Annotated in this window: 32 protein-coding genes; 24 read left to right on the top strand and 8 right to left on the bottom strand. The window is 34.8% G+C overall.

The features are described 5' to 3' along the window. Positions 1-5 precede the first annotated feature (5 nt). From cysS to DOK76_RS06180, 6 genes are all read left to right on the top strand, one after another. Positions 6-1,412, top strand: coding sequence for a cysteine--tRNA ligase (gene cysS / locus DOK76_RS06205; RefSeq protein WP_206965862.1), 1,407 nt, complete (start codon positions 6-8; stop codon positions 1,410-1,412). Then, positions 1,412-1,819: a Mini-ribonuclease 3 gene (locus DOK76_RS06200; protein ID WP_206965859.1), complete on the top strand. Its 408-nt coding sequence runs from the start codon at positions 1,412-1,414 to the stop codon at positions 1,817-1,819. The genes cysS and DOK76_RS06200 overlap by 1 nt, the downstream gene beginning before the upstream one ends. Further along, positions 1,809-2,582, top strand: a complete 774-nt coding sequence (gene rlmB, locus DOK76_RS06195) for a 23S rRNA (guanosine(2251)-2'-O)-methyltransferase RlmB (protein ID WP_206965857.1) — start codon at positions 1,809-1,811, stop codon at positions 2,580-2,582. Before DOK76_RS06200 ends, rlmB begins: the two co-directional genes overlap by 11 nt. A 16-nt stretch (positions 2,583-2,598) precedes the next feature. Beyond that, positions 2,599-3,123, top strand: a complete 525-nt coding sequence (locus DOK76_RS06190; protein ID WP_206965855.1) for an NYN domain-containing protein — start codon at positions 2,599-2,601, stop codon at positions 3,121-3,123. 101 nt (positions 3,124-3,224) lie between these two features. Further along, positions 3,225-3,797 carry a sigma-70 family RNA polymerase sigma factor gene (locus DOK76_RS06185; protein WP_206965853.1) on the top strand — a complete coding sequence of 191 codons (573 nt, stop codon included), beginning with the start codon at positions 3,225-3,227 and terminating at the stop codon, positions 3,795-3,797. Between the two features lie 154 nt (positions 3,798-3,951). Next, entirely contained in the window at positions 3,952-4,212 is a 261-nt protein-coding gene (locus tag DOK76_RS06180; RefSeq protein WP_206965851.1) for a Veg family protein, read from the top strand. 100 nt (positions 4,213-4,312) lie between these two features. On the opposite strand, the gene DOK76_RS06175 is transcribed toward DOK76_RS06180, so the two are convergent. The 3 genes from DOK76_RS06175 to DOK76_RS06165 all read right to left on the bottom strand — a co-directional run bounded on the left by DOK76_RS06175 (position 4,313) and on the right by DOK76_RS06165 (position 6,278). Next, a complete protein-coding gene (locus DOK76_RS06175) occupies positions 4,313-5,326 on the bottom strand; it encodes a peptidylprolyl isomerase (protein WP_206965849.1) in 1,014 nt (337 codons plus the stop codon). A 159-nt stretch (positions 5,327-5,485) separates the two neighbouring features. Continuing rightward, complete coding sequence (locus DOK76_RS06170) at positions 5,486-5,854, bottom strand: YtxH domain-containing protein (protein WP_206965847.1); 369 nt, start codon at positions 5,852-5,854, stop codon at positions 5,486-5,488. Next, a complete protein-coding gene (locus tag DOK76_RS06165; protein WP_206965845.1) occupies positions 5,847-6,278 on the bottom strand; it encodes an HIT family protein in 432 nt (143 codons plus the stop codon). The genes DOK76_RS06170 and DOK76_RS06165 overlap by 8 nt, the downstream gene beginning before the upstream one ends. Positions 6,279-6,412: 134 nt before the next feature. On the opposite strand from DOK76_RS06165, the gene DOK76_RS06160 reads away from it, so the two are divergent. From DOK76_RS06160 to trmB, 4 genes are all read left to right on the top strand, one after another. After that, entirely contained in the window at positions 6,413-7,150 is a 738-nt protein-coding gene (locus DOK76_RS06160) for an ABC transporter ATP-binding protein (RefSeq protein ID WP_206965842.1), read from the top strand. Next, entirely contained in the window at positions 7,151-8,377 is a 1,227-nt protein-coding gene (locus DOK76_RS06155; protein WP_206965840.1) for an ABC transporter permease, read from the top strand. A 103-nt stretch (positions 8,378-8,480) separates the two neighbouring features. After that, complete coding sequence (locus DOK76_RS06150; protein WP_206965838.1) at positions 8,481-9,260, top strand: phosphotransferase family protein; 780 nt, start codon at positions 8,481-8,483, stop codon at positions 9,258-9,260. Between the two features lie 27 nt (positions 9,261-9,287). Further along, a complete protein-coding gene (gene trmB, locus DOK76_RS06145) occupies positions 9,288-9,941 on the top strand; it encodes a tRNA (guanosine(46)-N7)-methyltransferase TrmB (RefSeq protein WP_206965836.1) in 654 nt (217 codons plus the stop codon). 2 nt (positions 9,942-9,943) lie between these two features. Here trmB and DOK76_RS06140 read toward each other — a convergent pair whose 3' ends face one another. Further along, on the bottom strand, positions 9,944-10,519 hold the full coding sequence (locus DOK76_RS06140) for an LOG family protein (protein ID WP_206965834.1): 576 nt from the start codon (positions 10,517-10,519) through the stop codon (positions 9,944-9,946). A gap of 65 nt (positions 10,520-10,584) precedes the next feature. Between DOK76_RS06140 and DOK76_RS06135 the strand changes: the two genes are divergently transcribed. Continuing rightward, positions 10,585-10,902 carry a MazG nucleotide pyrophosphohydrolase domain-containing protein gene (locus tag DOK76_RS06135; protein WP_206965833.1) on the top strand — a complete coding sequence of 106 codons (318 nt, stop codon included), beginning with the start codon at positions 10,585-10,587 and terminating at the stop codon, positions 10,900-10,902. A gap of 179 nt (positions 10,903-11,081) precedes the next feature. On the opposite strand, the gene DOK76_RS06130 is transcribed toward DOK76_RS06135, so the two are convergent. Both DOK76_RS06130 and DOK76_RS06125 read right to left on the bottom strand, forming a co-directional pair. After that, entirely contained in the window at positions 11,082-11,600 is a 519-nt protein-coding gene (locus DOK76_RS06130) for a DNA topology modulation protein (RefSeq protein WP_206965830.1), read from the bottom strand. Positions 11,601-11,663: 63 nt separating this feature from the next. Then, the gene (locus DOK76_RS06125) at positions 11,664-12,017 is read right to left on the bottom strand and encodes a PepSY domain-containing protein (protein WP_206965828.1); all 354 of its coding nucleotides are present in this window, start codon (positions 12,015-12,017) and stop codon (positions 11,664-11,666) included. A 183-nt stretch (positions 12,018-12,200) separates the two neighbouring features. Between DOK76_RS06125 and pepA the strand changes: the two genes are divergently transcribed. The 7 genes from pepA (at position 12,201) to DOK76_RS06090 (ending at position 16,959) form a co-directional block, all read left to right on the top strand. Further along, positions 12,201-13,277: a glutamyl aminopeptidase gene (gene pepA, locus DOK76_RS06120; protein ID WP_206965826.1), complete on the top strand. Its 1,077-nt coding sequence runs from the start codon at positions 12,201-12,203 to the stop codon at positions 13,275-13,277. A 7-nt stretch (positions 13,278-13,284) separates the two neighbouring features. After that, positions 13,285-13,596 (top strand): thioredoxin family protein, encoded by a 312-nt coding sequence (locus DOK76_RS06115; protein WP_206965824.1) that lies wholly within the window; start codon positions 13,285-13,287, stop codon positions 13,594-13,596. An 18-nt stretch (positions 13,597-13,614) separates the two neighbouring features. Further along, positions 13,615-14,067 (top strand): universal stress protein, encoded by a 453-nt coding sequence (locus DOK76_RS06110; RefSeq protein WP_206965983.1) that lies wholly within the window; start codon positions 13,615-13,617, stop codon positions 14,065-14,067. 65 nt (positions 14,068-14,132) lie between these two features. After that, positions 14,133-14,747, top strand: coding sequence for a YtpR family tRNA-binding protein (ytpR, locus tag DOK76_RS06105; RefSeq protein WP_206965822.1), 615 nt, complete (start codon positions 14,133-14,135; stop codon positions 14,745-14,747). A 90-nt stretch (positions 14,748-14,837) separates the two neighbouring features. Continuing rightward, positions 14,838-15,104: an IreB family regulatory phosphoprotein gene (locus tag DOK76_RS06100; RefSeq protein WP_206965820.1), complete on the top strand. Its 267-nt coding sequence runs from the start codon at positions 14,838-14,840 to the stop codon at positions 15,102-15,104. Then, complete coding sequence (gene ruvX / locus DOK76_RS06095; protein WP_206965981.1) at positions 15,104-15,520, top strand: Holliday junction resolvase RuvX; 417 nt, start codon at positions 15,104-15,106, stop codon at positions 15,518-15,520. The genes DOK76_RS06100 and ruvX overlap by 1 nt, the downstream gene beginning before the upstream one ends. Positions 15,521-16,146: 626 nt before the next feature. Continuing rightward, positions 16,147-16,959, top strand: coding sequence for a sortase domain-containing protein (locus DOK76_RS06090; protein WP_206965818.1), 813 nt, complete (start codon positions 16,147-16,149; stop codon positions 16,957-16,959). 49 nt (positions 16,960-17,008) lie between these two features. Here DOK76_RS06090 and DOK76_RS06085 read toward each other — a convergent pair whose 3' ends face one another. Beyond that, positions 17,009-17,329 (bottom strand): DUF1292 domain-containing protein, encoded by a 321-nt coding sequence (locus DOK76_RS06085; protein ID WP_206965816.1) that lies wholly within the window; start codon positions 17,327-17,329, stop codon positions 17,009-17,011. Positions 17,330-17,426: 97 nt separating this feature from the next. Beyond that, complete coding sequence (rnhC, locus tag DOK76_RS06080) at positions 17,427-18,350, bottom strand: ribonuclease HIII (protein WP_206965815.1); 924 nt, start codon at positions 18,348-18,350, stop codon at positions 17,427-17,429. Between the two features lie 185 nt (positions 18,351-18,535). Here rnhC and zapA point away from each other — a divergent pair, with 185 nt between their 5' ends. From zapA to DOK76_RS06050, 6 genes are all read left to right on the top strand, one after another. Beyond that, the gene (zapA, locus tag DOK76_RS06075; protein WP_206965813.1) at positions 18,536-18,991 is read left to right on the top strand and encodes a cell division protein ZapA; all 456 of its coding nucleotides are present in this window, start codon (positions 18,536-18,538) and stop codon (positions 18,989-18,991) included. Positions 18,992-19,016: 25 nt separating this feature from the next. Next, entirely contained in the window at positions 19,017-19,568 is a 552-nt protein-coding gene (locus DOK76_RS06070) for a CvpA family protein (RefSeq protein ID WP_206965811.1), read from the top strand. A 97-nt stretch (positions 19,569-19,665) separates the two neighbouring features. Beyond that, a complete protein-coding gene (locus tag DOK76_RS06065; protein WP_206965810.1) occupies positions 19,666-22,038 on the top strand; it encodes an endonuclease MutS2 in 2,373 nt (790 codons plus the stop codon). Positions 22,039-22,119: 81 nt separating this feature from the next. Next, entirely contained in the window at positions 22,120-22,431 is a 312-nt protein-coding gene (gene trxA / locus DOK76_RS06060; RefSeq protein ID WP_206965808.1) for a thioredoxin, read from the top strand. A 94-nt stretch (positions 22,432-22,525) separates the two neighbouring features. Next, complete coding sequence (gene uvrC / locus DOK76_RS06055; RefSeq protein WP_206965805.1) at positions 22,526-24,304, top strand: excinuclease ABC subunit UvrC; 1,779 nt, start codon at positions 22,526-22,528, stop codon at positions 24,302-24,304. 55 nt (positions 24,305-24,359) lie between these two features. Next, positions 24,360-24,656: a hypothetical protein gene (locus tag DOK76_RS06050; RefSeq protein ID WP_206965804.1), complete on the top strand. Its 297-nt coding sequence runs from the start codon at positions 24,360-24,362 to the stop codon at positions 24,654-24,656. The last annotated feature ends 86 nt before the right edge of the window (positions 24,657-24,742 follow it).

Genomic DNA, 24,742 nt, shown 5'->3' with positions numbered 1-24,742 from the left:
CTTATATGAAAATATATAATACAATGACTCGCACAAAAGAAGAATTTAAAACCATTGAACCAGGGAAAGTTCGCATGTATCTATGTGGACCAACTGTTTATAATTACATTCATGTAGGAAATGCAAGAAGTACAGTTGCTTTTGATACGGTTCGTCGTTACCTAGAATACAAGGGTTATGAGGTTCATTATGTGTCAAACTTTACTGATGTGGATGATCGCATTATTAATCAAGCCATTGAAGAAGGTGTGTCAACAAAAGACATTGCTGATAAGTATATTGATGCTTTTACAGAAGACACAGGTAAATTAAATGTGAAACCAGCATGCTCTCATCCACGAGTGATTGATCACATTGATGATATCATTGAATTTGTTGAGGTTTTAATTGAAAAAGGCTATGCTTATGAGTCACAAGGTGATGTGTATTACCGTGCACGTCGTTTCAAACATTACGGTGAACTAAGTAATAAGAGTATTGATGAGTTAGAAGTAGGAGCTAGTCAGCGAACAGGCTCAGAACAAGATAAGAAAGAAGATCCTCTAGATTTTGCTTTATGGAAAGCAGCTAAAGAAGGCGAAGTGTCCTGGGAATCCCCATGGGGCGAAGGAAGACCAGGTTGGCATATTGAGTGTTCTGTTATGGCGACGAAACATTTAGGTGAAACCATTGATATTCATGCAGGTGGTCAAGATTTAGAATTCCCACACCATGAAAATGAAATTGCTCAAAGTGAAGCTAAAACAGGGAAAAAATTTGCTAATTACTGGATGCACAATGCTTACTTAACAGTAGGTGAGTCAGGTGAAAAAATGAGTAAATCGCTTAAAAACTTTGTAACAGCTCACGAGTTGATGGAAGAAGTGTCACCAGAAGTGGTACGCTTTGCTTTAGCGACAACCCATTACCGTCACCCGATGCCATTTAATGAGACTATTATTAAAGAAGCAAGTAGTAACTTGAGTAAAATCAAAGCCACTTTAAATAATGTGACATTTAGACTTGAGACAGCCCTTCCTGATTTAGAGGACGATTCAGAGTATTTAAATGAATTGACTCAAATAAAAGAGCAATTTGAAAAAGGGATGGACGACGATTTTAACACAGCTAATGGAATTACGGCAGTGTATAGCTTAGTTAAATGGTTAAATACCTATATTGAAAAAAATCAAGTCTCACAAATTGTTTTAACACAAGGTGCTGATTTACTTAATACCCTAATGGCTATCTTTGGCATTGAATTAGGTGAAAAAGAAGATTTAGACGCTGAAATAGAAGGCTTAATTGCAGAACGTAATGAAGCACGTAAAAATAGAGATTTCAAACGAAGTGATGAGATTCGTGATGACTTAAAAGCACGAGGCATTTTACTTGAAGATACGTCTCAAGGAACAAGATGGAGTAAGATTTAATGGAAGATAAAAAAGATTATTCGTTATTAAGTGGGCTGACGTTAGCGTACATTGGAGATGCGATTTATGAGGTGTATATTCGTGACTTTTTAATTCGTTCAGGTCAAACAAAACCCAATCAATTACACCGCCTAGCAACTCACTATGTATCAGCTAAGGCACAACATTATTTAATTGAGGCTATGCTTGAAGAAAAGGTACTCACTGAAACAGAAGAGAACATGTATAAGCGTGGTCGTAATGCTAAAAGTCATACGAGTGCTAAAAACACATCAATCTTCATTTACCGAGCTTCAACAGGATTTGAATGCTTGATTGGTTATTTACATTTAACAGGACAAAAAGAACGCTTAGATGAATTAGTAGACTGGTGTATTAAAAGGATAGGTGAAAAAAATGAGAAATAAAAACGAGAAGCCTCGTAAACAAGAGGAGCAAGTATCTTTAGAGGACGTGGTATTTGGTCGTCATGCCACAGTGGAAGCTTTACAAGCAAGACGTGGAAACAAGTTGTTTATTCAAGAAGACTTAAAAAGTAAGCACATTGAAGAATTAAAAACTTTAGCTAAAGAGTTTTCAGTGCCTATTGTTTGGGCACCAAAAACAAAATTAGATGACATGACTAATAAAGAAAATCATCAAGGAATTGTGATGAAAATTACGCCTTATGAATATCTGTCATTAGATGAGTTATTGACTCAAACAAAAGACAAAGAGAGTCGATTCTTCTTAATACTAGACAGCATCATGGATCCTCATAATTTAGGATCAATCATGCGAACTGCTGATGCGGTTAATGTGGACGGTATTATTATTCCAAAACACCGTGCTGTAGGGATTACTCCAGTTGTGGTTAAAACATCAACAGGAGCTGTGGAGCATGTACCAGTTGCTAGAGTAACTAACTTAAGCCAAACAATTAAAAAAATGAAAGAACAAAATATCTGGTTCTTTGGAACAGACATGGAAGGCACGGACTACACTAAATGGAACGTTGCTGGAGATATTGCTTTAGTGATTGGAAACGAAGGAAAAGGCATGGGTGCTGCTCTTAAAAAAGAGATGGACGAAATGATTACAATCCCAATTGATGGCCATGTACAAAGCTTAAACGCAAGTGTAGCGGCAGGCTTGTTGATGTATGAAGTCCACCGTAAACGCCGAGGCTAAGAAAAGGAGAAAATCATTGAAACGTCAAATTTTATTTGTAGATGGGTATAACATGATTGGGGCTTGGCCAAAGCTTAATCAATTAAAGAAGCAAGACAAACTAGGAGACGCTAGAGATGCCTTACTCTTTATGTTGTCTAACTATGCGAAGTATGAAGGCATTGAGATTATTGTTGTCTTTGATGCACAACTTGTGCCAGGTATTCAGAAGACATACAAAGAATTTGGTGTGACAGTTATTTTTACCAAAGAAGATGAAACAGCAGACACTTATATTGAACGAGAAGCTAGTCTGAGAATTAACCCTTTGACCCACGTTCGAGTGGCAACTAGTGATATGGCAGAACAATGGATTATTTTTTCAAGAGGGGCTTTGAGAGTTTCAGCAAGAGAATTGTATCAAGCTATTAAAGAATCAGAAAAAAAAATATTAGCTCATGCTGAAGATTATCAATTTGAAAATTATAGACGTAAAAGCCCATGGTCTAAGTCACAAATGGATAAATTACAAAAGATATTTAAAGAATTAGACTCAAAATAAACACGGAAAGGAACTTACGTTCTCTTTCGTGTTTTTTTATTATGTGGTATCATTTTTCGATAAATAGAGGAAAACGTTTTCAAGGGGAAGGGGAGCTTTTCATGAACGAGTATGAATTAATAAATCAAGCAAAAGAAGGATGTGAAGATGCTTTTGAAAGTATCTTCAAAAAATATGTACCAGTCGTATTACGTCAGAAAAGACGTTATTATTTAAGGTACTATGAGTTAGATGATTGGTTACAAGAAGGTAGAATTGTGTGTCATCAGTCAATAGCTAATTTTGATGCGGCACAGAATGTAACATTTGGGTTGTTTTTTAAAATCAATTTTGAACGTTGGGTGGTCAGCGCGCTTCGGTTTCAAGAAGCTCAAAAAAGGCAAATCTATCGTTACACAGACTCTTTAGAAAACCAGATTGAACTACACGGGGAAGGGTTCAATCCAGCAGAAGAAGATCACCGAGCGGGGACTAGTTTAGAGTACATATTTGTTCGAGAAACCTTGGAAAATTTTTCTGTTACGTTATCAAAATTCGAAAAAGAGGTTTATCGGTGCATTTTGGAAGGGAAAGATATTAGTCAAATTGCAAAGGAATTAGACGTGCCTGAAAAAAAAGTGATTTGTGGATACAGTCGTTTAAAAAGAAAGTTGAAAGATCAAATTGCGCAATGATAGGACAAAACTCGCTAAAACGTTCAAATAAAGAAGTAAAAAGAACATGAATAAATAATTAAAATTAAAAAAAAGAGTTGATTATGAAATCATGTTATGATAAAATTTGAAGTTTTTTCATTATTGTGGTACAATGATGGGAGAGGTGAGTTAGATGGCAGCTAGTATTTTATCAATTAAAGAGCAACTAGAAAATAAAGTTGGTAGTCGTATTACATTAGTCGCACAGACTGGTAGAAAACGACAAACAGAACGCAGCGGTATTTTATCAGAAACATATCCATCTGTTTTTATTGTAAACTTAGATCAAGATGAGAATGCTTTTGAAAGAGTGTCATATAGTTATGCTGACATTTTAACAAAATCAGTTGAGGTCCAATTTACAGAAGATGAAGACCAAGAATTAATGGGATAAGATATAAAGCCTACGTGTAACATGAAGGCTTTATATTTTTTTCTTTATCTAAAAAAAGAGGCTACAGTGTCTAAATGACACTATAGCCTCTTTTTGATTCTTATTTAGATGACTCAGTTGTTTCTTTTTTGTCGTCTTTTTTGTCAGCTTTTTTATCTGATTTTTTGTCTTGTTCTTTAGTATCTTTTGTTTCTTCTTTCTTAGGTAAGTAAGGAGTTAAAATATCCTTAAAGTCAGGGTCAGAAATTTTAACATTAGCTTTTTCTAATTCTTTACCAATTACTTCTTGTTGGAACATTGGATCAGCTAATTTAGCTTCTTCAGTGATTGTTTTTAATTCTTTTTCAAATTTCTTGTAGTCGTTACCTTTTTTCTGGTTTTTAACCATTTTAACGATGTAGAAGCTATCAGCACCAGTTGTCATGTCAGTTGCTTTGATGACTTCTGATGTTTTACCGTCTTCTAATTTGTATGCTGCTTCTTTAACAGTGTCAGGAATAGCAACACGTTCAGGTTTAGTTGTGTAAGTTGAATCAAATGTTACTTTACCGCCATCTTTTTTAGTTGCTTCTTGAGTTGATTTAGCTTTAGCTACTTCATCAAATGATTTACCATCGTTAATTTCTTTTAGAGCAGCATTTGCTTCTTCTTCAGAACCTAAAACGATCATTTGAGTATCAACGCTTGGATGGTATGTTGCCCAAGTTTGTTTTAAATCTTCGTCAGTAATTTTAACGTGTGCTTTAAGCATTTCTTTGTAAGCTAATTGAGTTTTCATGCTTTCTTTATACGTTTTAACATCTAAACCATTTTGTTTTAATAAGTCTTCAAAGGCTTTTTTACCGCCGTTTTGTTCTTGCATTTCGTTGTATTGTTTATCAACTTCTTTTTGGTCTACTTTACTGCCGTATTCTTTATCAGTGATTTCGTTTAAAATCATACCAGTTAAGACTTGGCCAGAAGTGTTTTTATCTTTCTTTAATTCTTTGTATAAATCTTCTTCTGTAATTTTTGCGCCTTTCATTGAGGCAACTTCTTTGCTACTAGAGCAACCTGCTAAAGTTAAAACACCTAAAAGTGTCACTGCAGCTAATTTAAATGATTTGTTTTTCATTACTATTTGCACGTCCTGTTCATATTTATTTTTATTGTAAAACTAATGATTGCATCACGGATATAACTATAACATAATCTCCTTTTAAAGAATATGAAATTCAAAAAAAAATCATATAATAAACACATGTTTAACCCTGTTAAATAAAAGGTTAGTGTCTTATTCATCTAATTGATTAGTTAAATTTTCCACTTCTGTGTTAATTTTTTCTAATTGTTTTTTGATGTCTTCAATTCGGTGTTTGGCTTTAAAATCAAATTTATTCAAAGCTCTCTGTGTGTCTTCTAAAAACTCAGGAACCATGGTCTCAGATAAGTGTTGCAGATTAGCAGCATGAAATTGTACATCTTCAGCGTTATTTTTCACATCAGTTATGAGTTTAATAGAATCATCAACTTCTTTAGTGATTAACTCTTTTGTTTCTTTTCCAGAGCGAGGGGCAAAAAGAAGAGCAGTTGTGCCTCCAAGTAACCCTCCTACAAATAAGCCTTTAAAAAGTTGTTTACCAGAGAATTTTTTCTTACTCATGGTCAATAACCTCCTTGATAGTTGACGCAATTTGGCTCATAGTTTCTGGTGTGTAGTTATCCCCATTGTTTTTAAAGGTAATAGAAAAGTCATCGTCTTTAGAGTAGCGAGGAATCAGATGAACATGAGAATGAAACACAGATTGATAGGCTAACTCTTTATTGTTATTGATTAAGTTTAAACCTTTCATGTCTGGGAAAGCTTTTTCTAAACCACGAGAAATTTTAGGGATTCGAGAAAATAACTTAGCAGCTAAAACGTCATCGTATTCAAAAATATCAGTGACGTGTTGTTTAGGAATAACTAAGGTATGTCCTTTAGTTGTTTGAGTGATATCTAAAAAGGCATAGACCTCATCATCTTCATACACCTTGTAGCTAGGGATTTCTCGATTGATAATTTTGCAAAAAATACAGTCTGTCATAAAAAAGACCTCCTTTGATATAAAACCACTTTACCATAAACAAGATGGGAAATGAATGGAATTATTAGGCAAAAGAGGAAATAGTGAATCGAAGATATGCTATAATTTAGCTAGTATTATTTAGGAGGATCTTTATGAGTTTAAAAATAGAACACCTTACAGGAGGCTATGGTCACATTCCTGTATTAAAAGATATTAGTTTTCAAGTAGAGTCAGGTGAAATTGTTGGCTTAATTGGCTTAAATGGAGCAGGTAAAAGTACGACGATTAAACACATCATTGGTCTTTTAACAGAACAAAAAGGGAAGATACTTGTAGATGGCAAAACCTTAGCTAGTGAGCCAGAAGCTTACCGCAAAACCATTGGCTATATTCCAGAGACACCGATTTTGTATGATGAATTAACATTAAGAGAACACATTGAAGTGACTGCTATGGCCTATGATATTCCTATGGACGAAGCTTTTGAACGAGCAGATCACTTATTAAAATTATTTCGCCTAGAAAATAAATTAGACTGGTTTCCAACTCATTTTTCAAAAGGAATGAAGCAAAAAGTCATGGTGTTATGTGCCTTTTTAACAAAACCAAGTTTATTCATTATTGATGAGCCATTCTTAGGCTTAGACCCGCTTGCGATTAATGCCTTACTTGAGTTGATGCAAGAAATGAAACAGCAAGGGGCGGCTATCTTAATGTCGACTCATATTTTAGCTACTGCAGAAAAATTTTGTGATCGTTTTGTAGTACTTCATGATGGTAGTGTAAGAGCCTTAGGTTCAATTGATGATTTAAGAACTGAATTTAATTTACCTAACTCTTCTTTAGATGATATTTATTTGTCATTAACCAAAGAAGAGGAGGCAAACTAAATGGAGGAGTTTTACAAAAAACGTCAAGCTAGCCATAAAAAGAATATGATGAAATACATGAAATATGTCTTGAATGACCATTTTTTACTCGTTATGCTGATTTCTTTAGGTGGCTTTGGTTTGTATTATTCAGAATTTGTTAAATCTCTGAATAGCTCTTTTGTCATAGGAAAAGTAGTAGCCATTGTGTTATGTGTGTTGACTGTTTTTGTAGGGCGTTTAGCGACGCTAATAAAAGAAGCGGATAGTGTATTTTTACTACCTAAAGAGCGTCACATGCTAAATTACCTTAAAACAAGTTTCAAAAACTCTATCTTATTACCATTTGTGGTGATTGTGTTAGTGACAGGTGTCCTAATGCCATTACTAGTTGCTACAAGTAAGCTTACGTTTAATGACTTTTATCCATTAGTTTTAAATTTATGGGTATTGAAGTTAGCACACTTAATCATTCAAGTTGAAAATTTATACTTAGATACAGAAAAAACAGTTAAATTTCAATGGTTTCTACTATTAATATCAAGTGTTTTAAGTATGAGTTTAAATGTCTTGATTATGCCGTGGTTTGGTTTACCTATTTCAATTCTATGTCTGGTTTATTGTTTAGTTCAGAGTAAAAATGCCGTTAGTCATCATCCGTTTAATTGGCAAAAATCTATTGAGTTAGAGCGAAAACGAATGAAGAAAATTTATTCCTTCATTAATTTATTTACAGATGTACCAGGGCTTTCAGCAGATATTAAACGACGTGCCTATTTAGATCCTGTGTTACATAAAATAAAAAGAGAGCAAGGTCAAACTTATACTTACTTGTATAGTCGCGTCTTTTTAAGAGGGACTGAGTACAGTGGTTTGGTAATAAGATTAACGCTTATTGGTAGTTTGGTTCTATTGTTTAGTGACCAACTCATTCTAAACGCGATTGTCAGTGCTTTATTTGTTTACTTAATTGGTTTTCAGTTGTTACCTATGTATAATGAGTTTGATTATATGTTAATGACCCAGTTATACCCAGTACCAAAGGGACAAAAAAGTGTAGCAGTGCAAAAAATAATTGGACTGATTTTATTAGTTGTTTCTATCTTATTTAGTCTATTACTTCTCATTGTTTTAGAGGATAAAGTAAATGCAGCTCTTGTGAGTGTCATTATTTTAGCTGAAAGTATCTTTTTCACTAAGATTTATGCGGCAAAGAGACTAAAAAAATTAGAGAAATCATTGATTTAAAAAGAAAGTCTTTTGAGAATATGTTATACTAATCTTCGACTTCCTTTTGAAAGAAAGTGGCTTTGAGTAGATCTTAGGAGAAAGTGGACGGGGAGAAAGAAAGATGTTTAATTTTGATAAAAACTGGAATCTCCAACCAATCAAAGGAGATACTGGTAAGGCATATAAAGGAATGAAAGACAGTGAACCTGTCTTTATTAAACGAAATTCAACACCATTTTTAGCGGCTCTTTCACGAGAAGGATTAACCCCTAAATTACTTTGGACAAAAAGAACAGGTGATGGGGACGTTTTGACAGCCCAAGAATGGCTAGATGGTAGGCAACTAACACCAGAAGAAATGAGTGAAAGTACAGAAGTGATTCGCATTTTGCAACACTTACATCATTCAACTTCATTAAAATCAATGTTAGAACGTATGGATGGTAGAGAGAGCTCTGCCTTTGATTTTTTAAGTGATTATGCTGTTAATTTGCCAAAAGAGTTAAAAAATAATTTGTATTTAATGCGAGTGTTTCGCTATTTAGAGGATCATTTACCGTCGTTTCATCCTGTTTATTATGCAGCGTGTCACGGCGATGCGATTCATAATAATTGGTTGTTGTCGACTAAAAATGAAGTTTATTTAGTTGATTGGGACTATTCAGTCTTAGCAGACCCAGCTTTTGATATTGGTTTAATCTTAGGTCAGTATATAAAAAAAGAGTATTGGCAGGCATGGTTGGATATGTATGACCCAACAGGAGCGGATAATTTAAGTGATAGAGTGTATTGGTATGCGGGCATGAATTTATTATTGCAAATCAAGCGCAGTTACTTAAGAAATGATCACAAACAAGCGAATTTTCATATTGCTCAATTAAAGAGTATTTATAATTATTGATGAGTCATGATGACAGAGGAGAAAAAAATGAGATTACGTAACAAACCAGGTGCTAAAGACACGATTTTAAACCATCCTGAATTAATCTTAACAGATGGCAGTGATTGGAAAGGAAAATGGCAAGAACGTTTTGGTAATGACCAACCTATCCATATCGAAGTAGGAAGTGGTAAGGGACAGTTTATCGTTGAGATGGCTAAAGCTCATCCAGACGTTAACTACATTGGAATTGAAATGCAAACCAATGCGATTATTTCTATTTTAGAAAAACAATTAGAAGAACAATTACCTAACCTACAACTATTGTTAGTAGATGGTGCTGATTTAACGGATTATTTTGCTGATAGTGAAGTGGATCAAGTATACTTGAACTTCTCAGATCCATGGCCAAAAACCCGTCATGAGAAACGTCGCTTAACCTATAAGACGTTCTTAAAAACTTACGAAACTATTGCAAAACCAGAAGCTGAACTACACTTTAAAACTGATAATCAAAGTCTTTTTGAGTATTCGTTAGCTAGTGTCACTTGGTATGGTATGACGATAAAAAAAGTATGGTTAAACTTACACGAAAGCAACTTTGAAGGCAATATTATGACTGAATACGAAGAAAAATTCTCACAAAAAGGTCAACCTATTTACCGATTAGAAGCTATTTTTAATGGGAAGAAGCTGAATTAATATCAGCTTCTTTTTTTGTATTCTCTTATCTTTGGTGGTTCGTATGAAGCAATAAACTGCTCAATCTCTTCTAAGGAATCAGAAAAGAGTATTTTATCTCGGTCACTTTGGCTTAGAAAATCAGTTCGGACCATTGAATCAAAAAAGTTTTTTAAGGAGTCATAATAGCCATCTACATTGTAAAGTATACAAGGTTGTTGATGCTCACCGATTCTTCCCCAAGAAATAACTTCGGCAATTTCTTCTAAAGTTCCAGGTCCACCAGGAAGAGCGATATAAACATCTGCTAGTTCAATCATTTTTTTCTTACGTTGATGCATGTTGTCGACTAAAATAAGTTCATCTAAATGGCTATGAGCTAGTTCGCGCTCAGCTAAAAAATGAGGCATCACACCAATGCTTTTTCCACCACCTTCAATGATGGTATCAGCCATAACACCCATTAAACCGACGGCACCTCCACCGTAAACAAGACCGTAATGATGAGTAAGCATCCACTTGGCTAATTTTTGTGTTGTTTCTTGAAAAATAGATTGGTTGCCTAAGTTAGCACCACAATATATAGCGATTTTTTTCATTTTTATCCCCCTTAACCTCAAGATATATGATAACATAGTGAAAATGATTAAAGGAGATTTTTTTAATGGATTTAGAAAATTATCAAGAATGGGTACGTTTATTTTATCAAAAAAGAGGTTGGTATGAGCTAAATCCTTTTATCCGAGTAGGCTTTTTATCAGAAGAAACGGGTGAAGTTGCTAGAGCTATTCGAGCAATTGAAATAGGGCGAGATCGACCAGATGAAGTGGAGAAAATACCAGCAGAAAAAATAGCAGAGTTAAAAGAAGAATTAGGAGATTGTTTAGCTAATATATTTATATTAGCTGACAAATACGAGTTGACTATGACAGATATTTTGACCAGTCATCAAGAGAAATTAATCAAACGATTTGATGTTTAAAGTGATTTAATAAAATCTTAGAAAAAAGCCAACGATTTGGTCATAAAAAATTCACAAATCCAGGCTATTATATACATATACCAACAAAACAACCCTAACAAACTTTTTCATTTTATTTACTCCTCCAAAGTAAATAAAACAACTCCTTTTAAGCGATAAGTAGAGACTTATCGCTTTTTTTATATGTTTTTTTCACTCAGACTGAGTAAAAACTGCTCAACTTCTTTTTTTGAGGTGAGTCGAATCACTGTTTTAGTTGGAGGGATTTGTGACAATGTATGGATAATCGCTACGCGTTGTTTATTTTTAAAATGCCAAATCCATTTAATGAATGAAAAATCAAATCGTTCAGGACAACCATCTCCCATATCGGGGCGCGTTTTTCCGTAATTTGTGACAACTCGCTTAAGGGCTCGGTAGATGCAGACTCTTCGTGGCAAATCAAGAAAAATAATGGTATCTGCTTCATTGATACGTAAGTCTAAGGTGTCTCCGTAATTGCCGTCGATAATCCAAGATGGCTGTTTAAAAATCTCTTGTTGGATATTTATTTGTTTGTCCTTATCACTTAATACCCAGTTTGGTTGCCAAAATAGTTTATCTAAGTGATATAAGTCTAAAGAAAGTAATGTAGCTAGTTGCTTAGATAAAGTGGATTTACCTGCACCTGCTGAGCCAATAAGAATCAGTTTTTCCATATGAAAACCTCCTTTTTAGGGACGCAAAAGGACTCTCTTTAACAGAAAGTCCTTTTTGAGTTGTTATGATTGTAAACGATAAATATCAATAATAGTTCCAGTGTAAGCATCAGCGACGAATTCGTATTGGACTAACTCGCCATCTTCAATACGAGAGATACCACCTGTGTAAGTTTTCGAGTGAACCGCAAATTTTTGAAGAGGTTCTTTTTTGAAATGAATCCAAGAGCCTTCAATAGGTCCTTCTAATAGAAAATCTGCTTTTACTTTTTCTAAGATGTCATCTGCAGATAAAGCTTTGTTTTTTTTGTAGAAATGAAGCAATGCTGCTCCACCGATTGCACCAACAGTAAGCCCAATGCCAATACCTGTTGTAAGGCCATGTTGATAAAATTCTTTACTTTTACTGTTTGTCATGTGTGTCATCCTCCTTAAAAAAGAATACTTGCCTATATTGTAGCAAAAAATGGGGCAAAAGCAAAAATATTTCGAAAAAATCCTATTCTAGCTTAAAGAATTTTTTTTGGCTTATCCTGAATTATGTTATAATTAAGTGTAGATAGAAAGTGAGGTGGATCTACTAATTATTAGTAGATGAACATGGAAGAAAAATTATTTAATCGCATCAAACAACTAACAGAAATTAAAAGTGTTAGTGGTTCAGAAGAAAATATGAGAGCTGTTATGACGGAAGAAATGACACCTTTAGTGGATAGAATTGAATATGACGGCTTAGGTGGCGTTTTTGGTATTAAAGAAAGTAAAGCAGAAAATGCACCAAGAATCATGCTAGCATCTCACATGGATGAAGTTGGATTTATGTTATCTCAAATTTTAGATAATGGTTTATTTAGAGTGGTTCCTTTAGGTGGTTGGAATCCTTATGTTGTCTCAGCACAACGCTTTACATTACAAACAAAACAAGGGGACTACCCAGTTATCTCATCATCAGTACCACCTCATTTATTAAGAGGAACAGATGGTCAAAAACAAGTAGATGTATCAGATATTCTATTTGATGCTGGTTTTACCTCAAAAGAAGAAGCAGAAGAATACGGAGTTAGACCAGGAGACTCTATCGTTCCTGATGTTGAAACCATTCAAACAGCTAACGGCAAACGTATCATTAGTAAAGCTTGGGATAACCGCTATGGTTGTACCTTAGTTCTTGACGTATTAGAGGAGTTACAAGGTGTTGATTTACCTAATACATTAATCGCAGGAGCAAACGTTCAAGAAGAAGTTGGTTTACGTGGAGCTAAAGTTTCTACAAATAAATTCCAACCAGATTTATTCTTTGCTGTTGATTGCTCACCAGCTAATGATTTAGATGGTAAAAAAGATGCTAACGGTCGTCTAGACGGTGGATTCTTACTTAGAATTTTTGATCCAGGTATGATTATGTTACGTCGTATGCGTGAGTACATTGTTGAAACGGCAGATGTTAAAGAAATTCCTTATCAATCATTTGTTTCAAAAGGTGGAACAGATGCAGGAGCGGCACACTTAGCAAATGATGGTGTACCTAGTGCTGTTATTGGTGTTCCAGGCCGTTACATTCACACACATCAAACGATGTTTAGTATTAAAGATTATGAAGCAGCTAAAGCAATGGTAATGGCTTTATTAACGTCATTAGACAGAGAAAAAGTAGACGAAATAATCTACGGAAAGTAGGTCACATATGATTATTCCAACATCACTTGAAGAAATCGCTAATGTCATAGAAACTAAAAAAACAGTTCTTTTCTTTACGGCTGATTGGTGTGGTGATTGTGTCTTTATTAAACCTCACATGCCTGAAATTGAAGAAAGCTTTAAAGAATTTAGTTTCGTTCAAATCGATCGTGATGCGTATATTGATTTATGTCAACAATGGGATGTCTTTGGTATTCCAAGTTTTATCGCAATTGAAGATGGCAAAGAAATTGGTCGATTTGTCAGTAAAGACCGCAAAACAAAAGAAGAGATTATTGCATTTTTAAATACATTATAGAAAGAGGATGAGCGTATGATGGATTCACAAGAATACACTTCGATACTAGTTGGAACAGATGGTAGCGATCAAGCAAAACTTGCATTTGAAAAAGCAATTGCTGTTGCTAAAAGAAACAATGCTCGTGTCGTTGTTGCCCACATTATGGAAAACAAATTGTATGGTGGAACAATGTCATTTTCAACGTTTACACCCGATTTACTTCAAGCACAAACAGATCAAGCTAAAGTGTTGTTAGATAGCTATGTTGAATTAGCTAAGCAACTAGGTTACGACCATGTTGAAACAACATTAGAGTTTGGCTCTCCAAAAGTCATGATGTCAAAAGACTTGCCAGAGAAGTATCAAACAGATTTAATCATGGTAGGTCAATCAGGATTAAATGCTGTGGAACGCTTAGTAATGGGGAGTGTGAGTGATCATATTATTCGTACGGCTCCTTGTGATGTTTTAATTATTAGACCAGAATAAAACACGAGAGAGTAAGTACATCGTTGTGCTTACTTTCTTTGTGTCTAAGAGAAAGGGTTAAAGAAATGATAGTTAGTTATAATTTACAGGGTGTCGGTGACACGTTAATGTTACTTTTACAAGATAGTAAGGGCCAAGAATTAACACACACTAGAAAAGGAGATGTTGCCTCAGTTAGTGTGAAAGAAACAGGAGATATTGTTGGGTGGAACATCTTCTCAGCGAGTAAAAAAATCACTGATTTAACAGGAGAAGGTCAAATCAATCTATCTGCTACTCAATTAGATGAATTGAATCAAGCAGTTAAAGAAGCAGGTTTTGAGGCAACGTTTGAATTAGATAATTCACCAAAATTTGTTGTTGGCTTTGTTAAAGAATGCGAAAAACATGAAGATTCAGATCATTTAAGTGTAACTAAAATTGTTGTTGATCAAGAAGAAGAGTTGCAAATTGTTTGTGGTGCTTCTAATATTCGTGAAGGCTTAAAATTGGTCGTGGCTAAAGTTGGTGCTATGATGCCTGATGGGATGATTATTTGGCCAGGTGAATTACGAGGTGTTAAGAGTGATGGTATGGTTTGCTCTGCTCGTGAATTACAATTACCGAATGCTCCTGAAGTTAAAGGAATTTTAGAGCTAGATGACTCTTACGAAGTAGGCGCAGAATTTAAACTTAATTAAGGTATAATAGAATACAATTAAAAAATATTGTAGTTTTATGAACTTTCTTGTAGAATAAATCTAAAGATGAAAATACTGGGGGGAATACAGATGAGCTTTACAGACGAAACAGTTAGATTCAATTTTAATGAAGACAATAAAAAAGAAGTTAGCGAAACATTAGCTATTGTCTATCAAGCATTAGAAGAAAAAGGTTACAACCCAATCAATCAAATCGTTGGGTACTTATTATCAGGTGACCCTGCTTATATCCCACGTTATCAAGATGCTCGTAACTTAATCAGACGTCATGAACGTGATGAAATTATGGAGGAGTTAGTGAAAGATTATCTTTCTCACCGTGGCATTAACTTATGATGAGAATCATGGGCTTAGATGTCGGGTCAAAAACCGTTGGGGTTGCTGTAAGTGATCCTCTTGGTTGGACTGCACAGGGAATAGAAATCATTCGCATTAATGAAGCTGAAGGTGTTTTTGGGATTGAGCGAGTAGCAGAGTTAGTGAAAGAGTACAAAGTCACAGAGTTTGTTGTTGGCTTACCTAAAAATATGAACAACACGATTGGTCCAAGAGCAGAAGCTTCTATGGCGTATGGTAAATTGTTAGAAGAAGCTTTTGGCTTACCGATCCATTATCAAGATGAACGTTTAACAACAGTTCAAGCTGAGAGAATGCTTGTTGAACAAGCTAACACATCTCGAGCAAAACGAAAAAAAGTCATTGATAAAGTGGCTGCTGTTATGATTCTACAAAATTATCTAGATAAAAAATAGAAAGAAATCACATCTGTTAAAGGTGTGATTTCTTTTTTTTACTTAAATATATAGGAAAAAAAGATAAGCATATAACTTGAAATATTACGGTTTTTCTGTAGTAAAACAACATTTTTCACAAAGTGTTATTTAGAATCGTTTTAATTGCAAAAAAATAAAAGTGGGTATATACTGCCTTTACAAGTAAGGGGGGTTTAATTAACTTGTAATAATTAAGTGGGGGTTGGTGATCGATGAACAAGATGGGGAATATTGTTTAAGGAGATGCTGCACTTAGTTCAAATGAGTTATTAGAAAAGAATAAATGACTATATAACGCTTACTTATAGCTTTTTGTAAGTCTTACTTTCTTTTGGTGGGATCAAGAGAAAAGGGGTGTTTGATGACAAATAATGTGTAGTCAGAATAAATATTCTAATATCGTGGGTTCTAAAGGCGAAAGTCTGTCACCGACAATGTAAAAAGTGTTTCGAGGAAATACCCTAAAGATAATGGCTATCTTTAAATGAGAATAAAGGTGACTTTGTGAAATTGGTACATATGCACTATGAATAAGCCCAAGAAGTAAAAGAATCTTTATCTGGCTGATTTGACTTAAAATAAAAATCAGATAGGAGAAGAATCTATTGACTGCAAAAATTTACAGAGGGTTAGTGTCAATGTTGCTATTGTTAGCTGTGGGGAAAGCTGTATCACTTGGTGCTCCAGAGGAAGTCGTATTAGCCAAAGAGGCGGATGTTGAATATAGTGAAGTAAGTTCGCCTGAACAAGAAACATCGGAAGTTGATATTTCTGATGTGCCTCTTCCAGGAGATGAAGAAAAAATCGACAGTAAAGTCGAGGATAAACAAGAAACTTCTAGTGAGATAGAAGAAACAGAAGCAACAAAAGAAGAAGACAGTAATCAAACTGTTGAAAATGAAATAATAGAGGGACAAGGGGACGTAGATTATCAAGAGGTTGAAGAAGAGGTGATTGATAACTCTAATAATGAGGCACAACCAGTAGATGATTACGCGGGTCCACAAGCAAGAAAGCTTTATATCTTAAATCAAGAAATTAGTTATGAGAATGGCGGAATGTCACAAGGGCAGTCTATAATAGATGCGGATCCTTCAAGAGTCTCTACATGGGGTGGAGCAGCTGTTCAAAGTGGGGATGATGGGTTAAGTACACATTTTATTGGACATAATCCAGGTGTGTTTAATTGCTTGTTTAGTTTAGTTGTTGGATCAGAAATTAAGGTAACTGATGATAACGCCGTGTTAACAACATATGTCGTGCAACAAATTTTAGTCTCAGATGATTATGGTTACTGTGTTAATACAGGGAATGATAAGTGGGATTTAATTACCAGTGCGGGAAATGGGGAAGCAATCTGTTTACAAACGTGTATTGATGATTGCACTAATTTAATTGTGTTCGCAACTAAAATCTAAAAAATAAGCCTGCGGTAGACCATTACGGTCATGTCGCAGGCTTTTCTTTTTATTCTTCAGCTTCAAAGGCGTTGAAAACTTCTTCAATCATGTCCCATTCAGCTTCTGTTTCAATTTCAGTTAAGCGTCCTTCAGCTTCACCGTCATTTTGTTCGTAAGCGTAAGCAAGTAATTCAACTTCTTCGCCTTCTGGTGTACTAGCATCATATAGTAAAACATAATCTTTACCATATTCTTCTTGACCATCGATTGTTAAATGGATACGAAACAGGACTTCGTTACCTTCATCATCGATTAAAGTGATTAAGTCATCAGCATCATGGTCATGGATATGATCGTGATCATGGTCGTGGTTATGTGTATCTGTCATTATGCATTCCTCATTTCTTTTCATTTTACTTCACTCCGTATTATACCGAAAACTTTTGAAAAAGGCTAACAATCCCCTTAAATTCAATCAAAAAAATTTAACGAAACGCAATTTTTTTAGCTTTTTCAGTATTAGCAAAATGAAGTTTTGCGTAGTTATTTAGTAGTTCTATCCCACCGCGCTTTAAGATTTTTGCTGCGGCTTGATCGGATTTAGTTCCTGCACCTGATGGAATTGTAAAGCCAAGTTCTTTGGTAGCTTTATCTAACTCATCTAAGAAGGTGGCTCGACAAATGATAGAAGCAGCAGCCACAGAAAGATGATACTGCTCTCCCTTTGTTTTAAAGTATAAGTTGTCAGTTACTTGGTTAGGTTCTTGTTTCAAGTAAGAACGATAACTTTTTTCTGTTGTAAACTGATCGATTAAAATACCATCTGGTTGAATCGGAGCTAATTCTTGTAAGAGTAGATAAATCGCCTGGTTATGAAGGGCGACTTTCATACGATTCACGTTATAACGAGGTTGTATCTCGTTGTATTTGTTAGGTGTCACAATCAGTTGTTTGTAAGGAACGACATGAATTAAGTCCTTAGCAATCTGACGAATCATAGTATCTGTTAACATTTTTGAATCTTTAACCCCTAATTCAGTTAATAAGGGAATTTGTTTTTTCTCCACATAGGTAGCGCAGACAACGACAGGACCTAAATAACTTCCGTTACCAACTTCATCGCTTCCAACAACAGACCAATTAGAAAAGCCTTTTGGTAGTTGATTTTCTGAGTTGTTCTTTTTATTAGAAGCAGGTTTACTTGTTGCAGCACCCCATTGTTGTGATTCACTTTCTGCTTTTATTCCTTGGAACAAAACTTTTCCTGATTGATAGGCAGTAATAGTAACACCTGGTAGTTTTGCAGAAAAAACAGCATAAGGAGGCGTTTTACCTAAGCTTGATTGGTATTGATGCTTCATTTTTTCGATTGTGTCTGGTGGACAGACTAAGGTGATGGATTGACTCATCGAAATCACTCTCTTTCTATTGGTTCAAGAGTAATTATAGCAAGAAAGAAAAAGGAATCAAACAATGTAGAAAACTTCTTTATTTTATCACTGGAAAAATTGTTATTTACGACAAAGTCTTATATAATTAACTTTAAGATTAGACAAATGAAGAAAAAACTCATGAAAGTGAGGAGGGATTTAGTATGACCCATGAAGAGATGAAACGCTACAAAGCAAGAATTGCGGGAGAAGTGTATACAATTATTGGTCCAGAAAGTCACTATCATATGGAAATTGTTAATGATTTAGCTAATGAGCAAATTGATGTGATAAAACAACACGCCCCTGGACTAACCAATGAGCAAGCTGCTATTTTACTGGCTATCAATACGCTATCTATTCAAGTTAAACAACAAGAAGTCATTTTAGATCAACGAAAAGAAATCAATGAGTTAAAAGAAGAAGTCAAACGAGTTGAGGACTTAGAAGAACGTTTAAAGCGAATTGAAGAGCGTGAAAAAGAAGCAAGACAAGCTATTATTAAAGAAAAAAGACAATTGACAGAAGAGGAAACTCTGAATCACATTGAAGTCCAAAAAGTCTTGAATCAACAAGTTAAAGAAAAGATCCAACGAAACAACGATCAAAAACGTAAATAAAAATAATCAATGAGTAAGGTTTGAAATGATGCTAACTATTTTAATTATCCTATGTTTAGGAACAAGTTTTTATGCTGGGTATAGAAGAGGATTAATGTTACAACTAGTTTATGGACTAGGATATGTGGCTTCTTTTGTAGTGGCTCAAAGTCAATACAAAGCTTTAGGAAAAAAACTCGAATTACTCGTTCCATACCCTGCGCCTACAGAAAAAACGAGTTTAGTTTTATTCGATAAAAATTTAATATTTGACCTAGACAAAGCTTTTTATGCCGGATTTGCTTTTATTTTAATTGTTTTTATCGGTTGGTTATTAACGAGATTTGTGGGGATGCTCTGCTATGGTTTAACGTTTAGACCTGTCATTCAAAAAGGGAATGATTTAGCAGGTGGTGTGTTGAATGCACTGTTAACAGTGGTTGGATTAACGCTATGCTTAACTCTTTTAGCAATGGTACCACTTGATTTTATCCAAAATCTCTTTAAAAAGAGCTCTTTAGCGCGATTTCTAGTCGATTCAACGCCGATTATCTCTAATTTATTGCATAACTGGTGGATTACTAAAATTATTTTATAAAATGTGGGCAATGGTCTTTTCTGCAGGCAACTTTTAGAAGTTGTGTGTCTAAAAGAAACTTGCCTTTTTGTTTGAAGTAACTATTAAGGAGTACATGATGAATAAAAAAATACTACAAACCTTAGAGTTTGATAAAGTGAAACAACAATTGTCGCAACATGTTGTGACAAAATTAGGTGAAGAACAACTGCAACAACTAACACCAATCAGTGATTTTGATAAAATTGAAGAACAATTATTGGAAACAAAAGAGGCTTTTGATGTCTTACGTTTACGTGGCGGTATTCCTATCCCTATCTTAGAAAATATTAAACCACATATGAAACGTATTGAAATTGGTGCGATGTTAAATGGGTTAGAAATTGCTCAAGTAGGTCGTGTGTTACGCACTGTCACAGAATTGCAACGCTTTTTTGAGGATTTAAGGGAATTAGAAATTGAGTTGCCTCGTCTGTACGAGTGGAACGATAAAATGATTGCTTTACCTGATTTGGCTAAAGAAATTCGAATTGCTATTGATGAAGATGGTCGTGTCACAGATGACGCTTCAAGTGAATTGAAACATATACGTCAAAGTATTCGCCGTGCTGAACAAGGGGTTAAAGACCAATTGAACAGTATTTTACGCGGTGGTAGTAGCAAATATTTAAGCGACAATATTGTGACTATGAGAAATGAACGTTACGTTATTCCTGTTAAAAGTGAATACCGTAGTCACTTTGGCGGAGTGGTTCATGACCAAAGTGCCTCAGGTCAAACTATTTTCGTTGAACCAAGACAAGTTGTTGAATTAAACAATAAATTAAGACAACATCAAATCGCTGAAAGAAAAGAAATTGAACGTATATTAGCTGTGCTATCGAATGAGTTGGCTCCTTTTAGACAAGATATTCTACAAAATGCGTTTGTCTTAGGAAAACTAGATTTTATTAATGCAAAAGCTAATTTTGGAAAGAGTATAAAGGGGATTGTTCCTGATCTAAGCGCTGATAAACACGTTTCTCTTAAACAAGCGAGACACCCTTTAATTGATAGTGAAAAAGTCGTAGCTAACGATATTATTATCGGGAAGGATTACCAAGCTATTGTTATAACAGGACCTAATACAGGTGGTAAAACCATTACCTTAAAAACGTTAGGATTACTGCAATTAATGGGGCAAGCGGGATTACCGATTCCAGCAGAGGAAGATAGTCAAATTGGTGTGTTTTCAGAGGTTTATGCAGATATTGGAGATGAGCAGTCAATTGAACAAAATTTAAGTACGTTCTCTTCTCACATGACAAATATTGTCTCTATTTTAGCTCATTTAGATCAAGATAGTTTAGTATTATTTGATGAGCTAGGTGCTGGGACGGATCCTCAAGAAGGAGCGGCCTTGGCTATTTCGATTTTAGATCAAGTTGGTCAAACGGGTGCTTTTGTTATGGCCACAACTCATTATCCAGAGTTGAAAGTTTACGGATACAATCGAACTGGTACGATTAATGCCAGTATGGAATTTGATGTGGATACCCTTAGTCCAACTTATCATTTATTAATCGGCATACCTGGACGAAGTAATGCCTTTGAAATTTCAAAGCGTTTAGGCTTATCCACACAAATTATTGACCAAGCTAAGCAAATTATTGACGGAGAGAGTCAAGACTTAAATGACATGATTTCTGATTTAGAAAATCAGCGTAAAATGACAGAGACAGAATATTTAGAGATGCGTCACTATGTTGATGAGGCAGAAGACTTATACAAAGACTTGAAAGAAGCCTATGAAACTTTCTTCTCTGAAAGAGAAAAAGAGATGAACAAAGCAAAAGTCAAAGCAAATGAAATCATTTCAGAGGCTGAAGAAAAAGCCGAAAATCTGATTCAAGATATTAGACAGATGCAACTACGTAGTCAGTCAGAGAGTAAAGTCAAAGAGCATGAATTTATTGATGTAAAATCACAATTATCAGATTTAAAACATGAAGAATCTCATTTAGCTAAAAACAAAGTATTGAAAAAAGCGAAAGAGAAGAAAAATTTTAAAGCTGGAGATGATGTTTTAGTAGAAGCTTTTGGCCAAAGAGGAACTTTAATCAGTAAGACAGGTAATAAAGAATGGCAAGTTCAATTAGGAATTCTAAAAATGGCAGTTTCTGAGGATGGTATGACTTTATTAGCTCCTGAAAAAGAACCGACAAGACGCATGACAACGGTCAAAAGTGATGGTGGCAGTAGTCGTTCATCAGTTAAAACGCAACTGGATTTAAGAGGTAAACGTTTTGAAGAAGCCTTGGGAGAAGTCGATCAGTACATTGATGCAGCACTTTTAGCAGGTTATCCTCAAGTGACAATTGTCCACGGAAGAGGAACTGGAGCGCTTAAAAATGGTGTGCAAGAGTATTTAAGAAGCCATAGACGAGTGAAACATTTTGAATATGCTCCTGCTAATCAGGGTGGAGACGGCGCAACTATTGTAACTTTCTAAAGCTCAAGCAAATGATTAGTCTAAAAGTACCCCCTTTGGTATAATTCAACTATAATCAGACATAAGGAGAGTGGAAGTATTATGTTATTAGAATTAACAGATAAAAATTTCGCAGAAGAAATCAGTGAAGGATTAGTCTTAGTTGACTTTTGGGCTCCTTGGTGTGGACCTTGTCGTATGCAAACACCTATTTTAGAGCAAACATCAACAGATTACGTGGACCAAGTGGCATTTGCTAAACTTAACGTAGACGATAACCCAATGACTAGCCAACAATATGGCATCATGAGTATTCCAAACATGTTATTATTTAAAGATGGTCAAGTGGTTGAAAACATCGTAGGTGTGCATCAAAAAGCACAATTAAAACCAATTATCGACAAACATTTATAAGAAACTTAAGAAGCGTTCAGTAGAGACATTACTGAATGCTTTTTTTTTGAGCTCTTGGTATACTAAGACAGATATGTCTTGAAGGAGTGAGAAGATGAACGAAAACATAAAAAGTAAACTAGCTCTTTTACCAGATCAGCCTGGTTGTTACTTAATGAAAGATAAAAACAAGACGATTATTTATGTAGGAAAAGCAAAAGTCTTAAAAAATAGAGTACGTTCTTATTTCACAGGGAGTCATGATACGAAAACAGAACGTTTAGTGAGTGAGATTGTTGATTTTGAGTATATTGTGACAGAATCGAATACAGAAGCGTTACTGCTTGAGATTAATTTGATTCAAAAAAATATGCCTAAATATAACATCATGTTAAAGGATGATAAATCTTATCCTTTTATCAAAATTACCAATGAAAAAGCACCCAGATTATTGATTACAAGAAAAGTGTTGAAAGACAAGGGGATTTATTTTGGACCTTATCCAGATGTTCGAGCAGCCAATGAAACCAAGCGTTTGTTAGATCGCATGTACCCTCTTAGAAAATGTAAAAATTTACCAAATGAAGTTTGTTTGTACTACCACATGGGACAATGTCTAGGTCCTTGTGTGAATGAAGTGGTAGAAGCAAAATACAAAGAGATGGTAGAAGAAATAAAGCATTTCTTAAACGGTGGAGGGTATGTGAACGTCCAAAAAGAGTTGGAAGTAAAAATGAACCAAGCTGCTGAAAATATGGAATTTGAGCGAGCAGCAGAGTACCGTGATCAAATCAATGCTATTGAAACAGTGATGACAAAACAAAAAATGACTAATGCAGATTTTATTGATCGAGATATTTTTGGCTTTGCTGTTGATAAAGGCTGGATGGTGGTTCAGGTATTTTTTGTTAGACAAGGGAAATTGATTGAACGACGTGTGTTTGACTTTCCTTTTTACAACGAAGCTGAAGAAGATTTCTTAACATTTATTGGCCAGTTTTATCAAGAGAGTCAGCATTTTATTCCAAAAGAAGTATTGATTCCACGAGAAATCAGTAAGGAAGATGTTGAGGCTATTGTTCCAACTAAAATTATTCAACCACAACGCGGCGAAAAGAAAAAATTAGTTGAATTAGCTTGTAAGAATGCAGATGTTTATTTGAAGGAGCAGTTTGGTTTAATTGAACGAAAAGAAGAGAGAACCATTGGAGCTGTTGAAAAACTAGGTGAAATCATGGGCATACCTACCCCGTACCGTATTGAAGCATTCGATAACTCCAATATTATGGGAACTGATCCTGTTTCTGCTATGGTAGTTTACATCAATGGAAAACCGGATAAAAAAGAATACCGCAAATTTAAAATAAAAACGGTAAAAGGTCCAGACGATTATGCTTCAATGGAAGAAGTCATTTTTAGGCGCTACTCACGCGTGTTAAAAGAGAATTTACCCTTACCTGATTTGATACTTATTGATGGAGGGAAAGGACAAGTTCATGCCGCGCAAGAAGTACTTGAAAATCAATTAGGATTAGATATACCAATTGCTGGATTAGCTAAAAATGATAAGCATAAGACCAGTGATTTACTGTTTGGAACAGACCTAGAACCTGTACCATTAAAAAGAAACTCATCAGAATTCTTTTTACTTCAGCGAATTCAAGATGAGGTACACCGATTTGCTATTACCTTCCATCGAAACACACGAAGTAAAACGAGTTTTTCATCTCAATTAGACAACATCGATGGGTTAGGGCCAAAACGCAAGAAAGAACTTCTAAAAGCTTTCAAATCAGTAAAAAGTATTGCTAAAGCAACGGAAGAAGAAATCATTGCGATTGGTATGCCTAAAAATGTAGCCAAAGCCATAGTAGAACACTTTAATCAAGCTTAAATAAGTGGTACAATGGACGAGATTTTTTAAAATTTATTATTAAAGGGGAATATTTGTGTCATTAATTATTAATATTACATCAATTGTTGTTATCTTTGCTTCTATGCTTTTCTTCTATTACCGTAGTAATGTAGCTAAAAAGAGCCCATTAGGTCAAAAAGTAATGGCCTTTACTAGTCAAATCACAATGAGTGCCTTTATCTTAGGTTTAGGAATCCTATTAATTGAATTAAATGCAATGGGTTTATCACGTTCAAAATTTGTTGATCATTTATTACTCTACGGAGCCTTTGTTAGTTTAGTGAACAGTTTAAGTTTATGGTACTTTTCACGTACTTTAAGTGAGGACTAATCTGTAGTTATAAATTAATTTAACTGTAATAGTTTCAATCAATTGACATTTTTGTGAAATACTCCTATAGTGAAATAGAGATTAGT

The sequence above is a fragment of the Candidatus Vagococcus giribetii genome, from assembly GCF_017316185.1.
Classification (GTDB): domain Bacteria; phylum Bacillota; class Bacilli; order Lactobacillales; family Vagococcaceae; genus Vagococcus; species Vagococcus giribetii.
The sequence above is the reverse complement of the archived record's forward strand: the minus strand, read 5'-3'. Positions and strand labels throughout refer to the sequence as shown.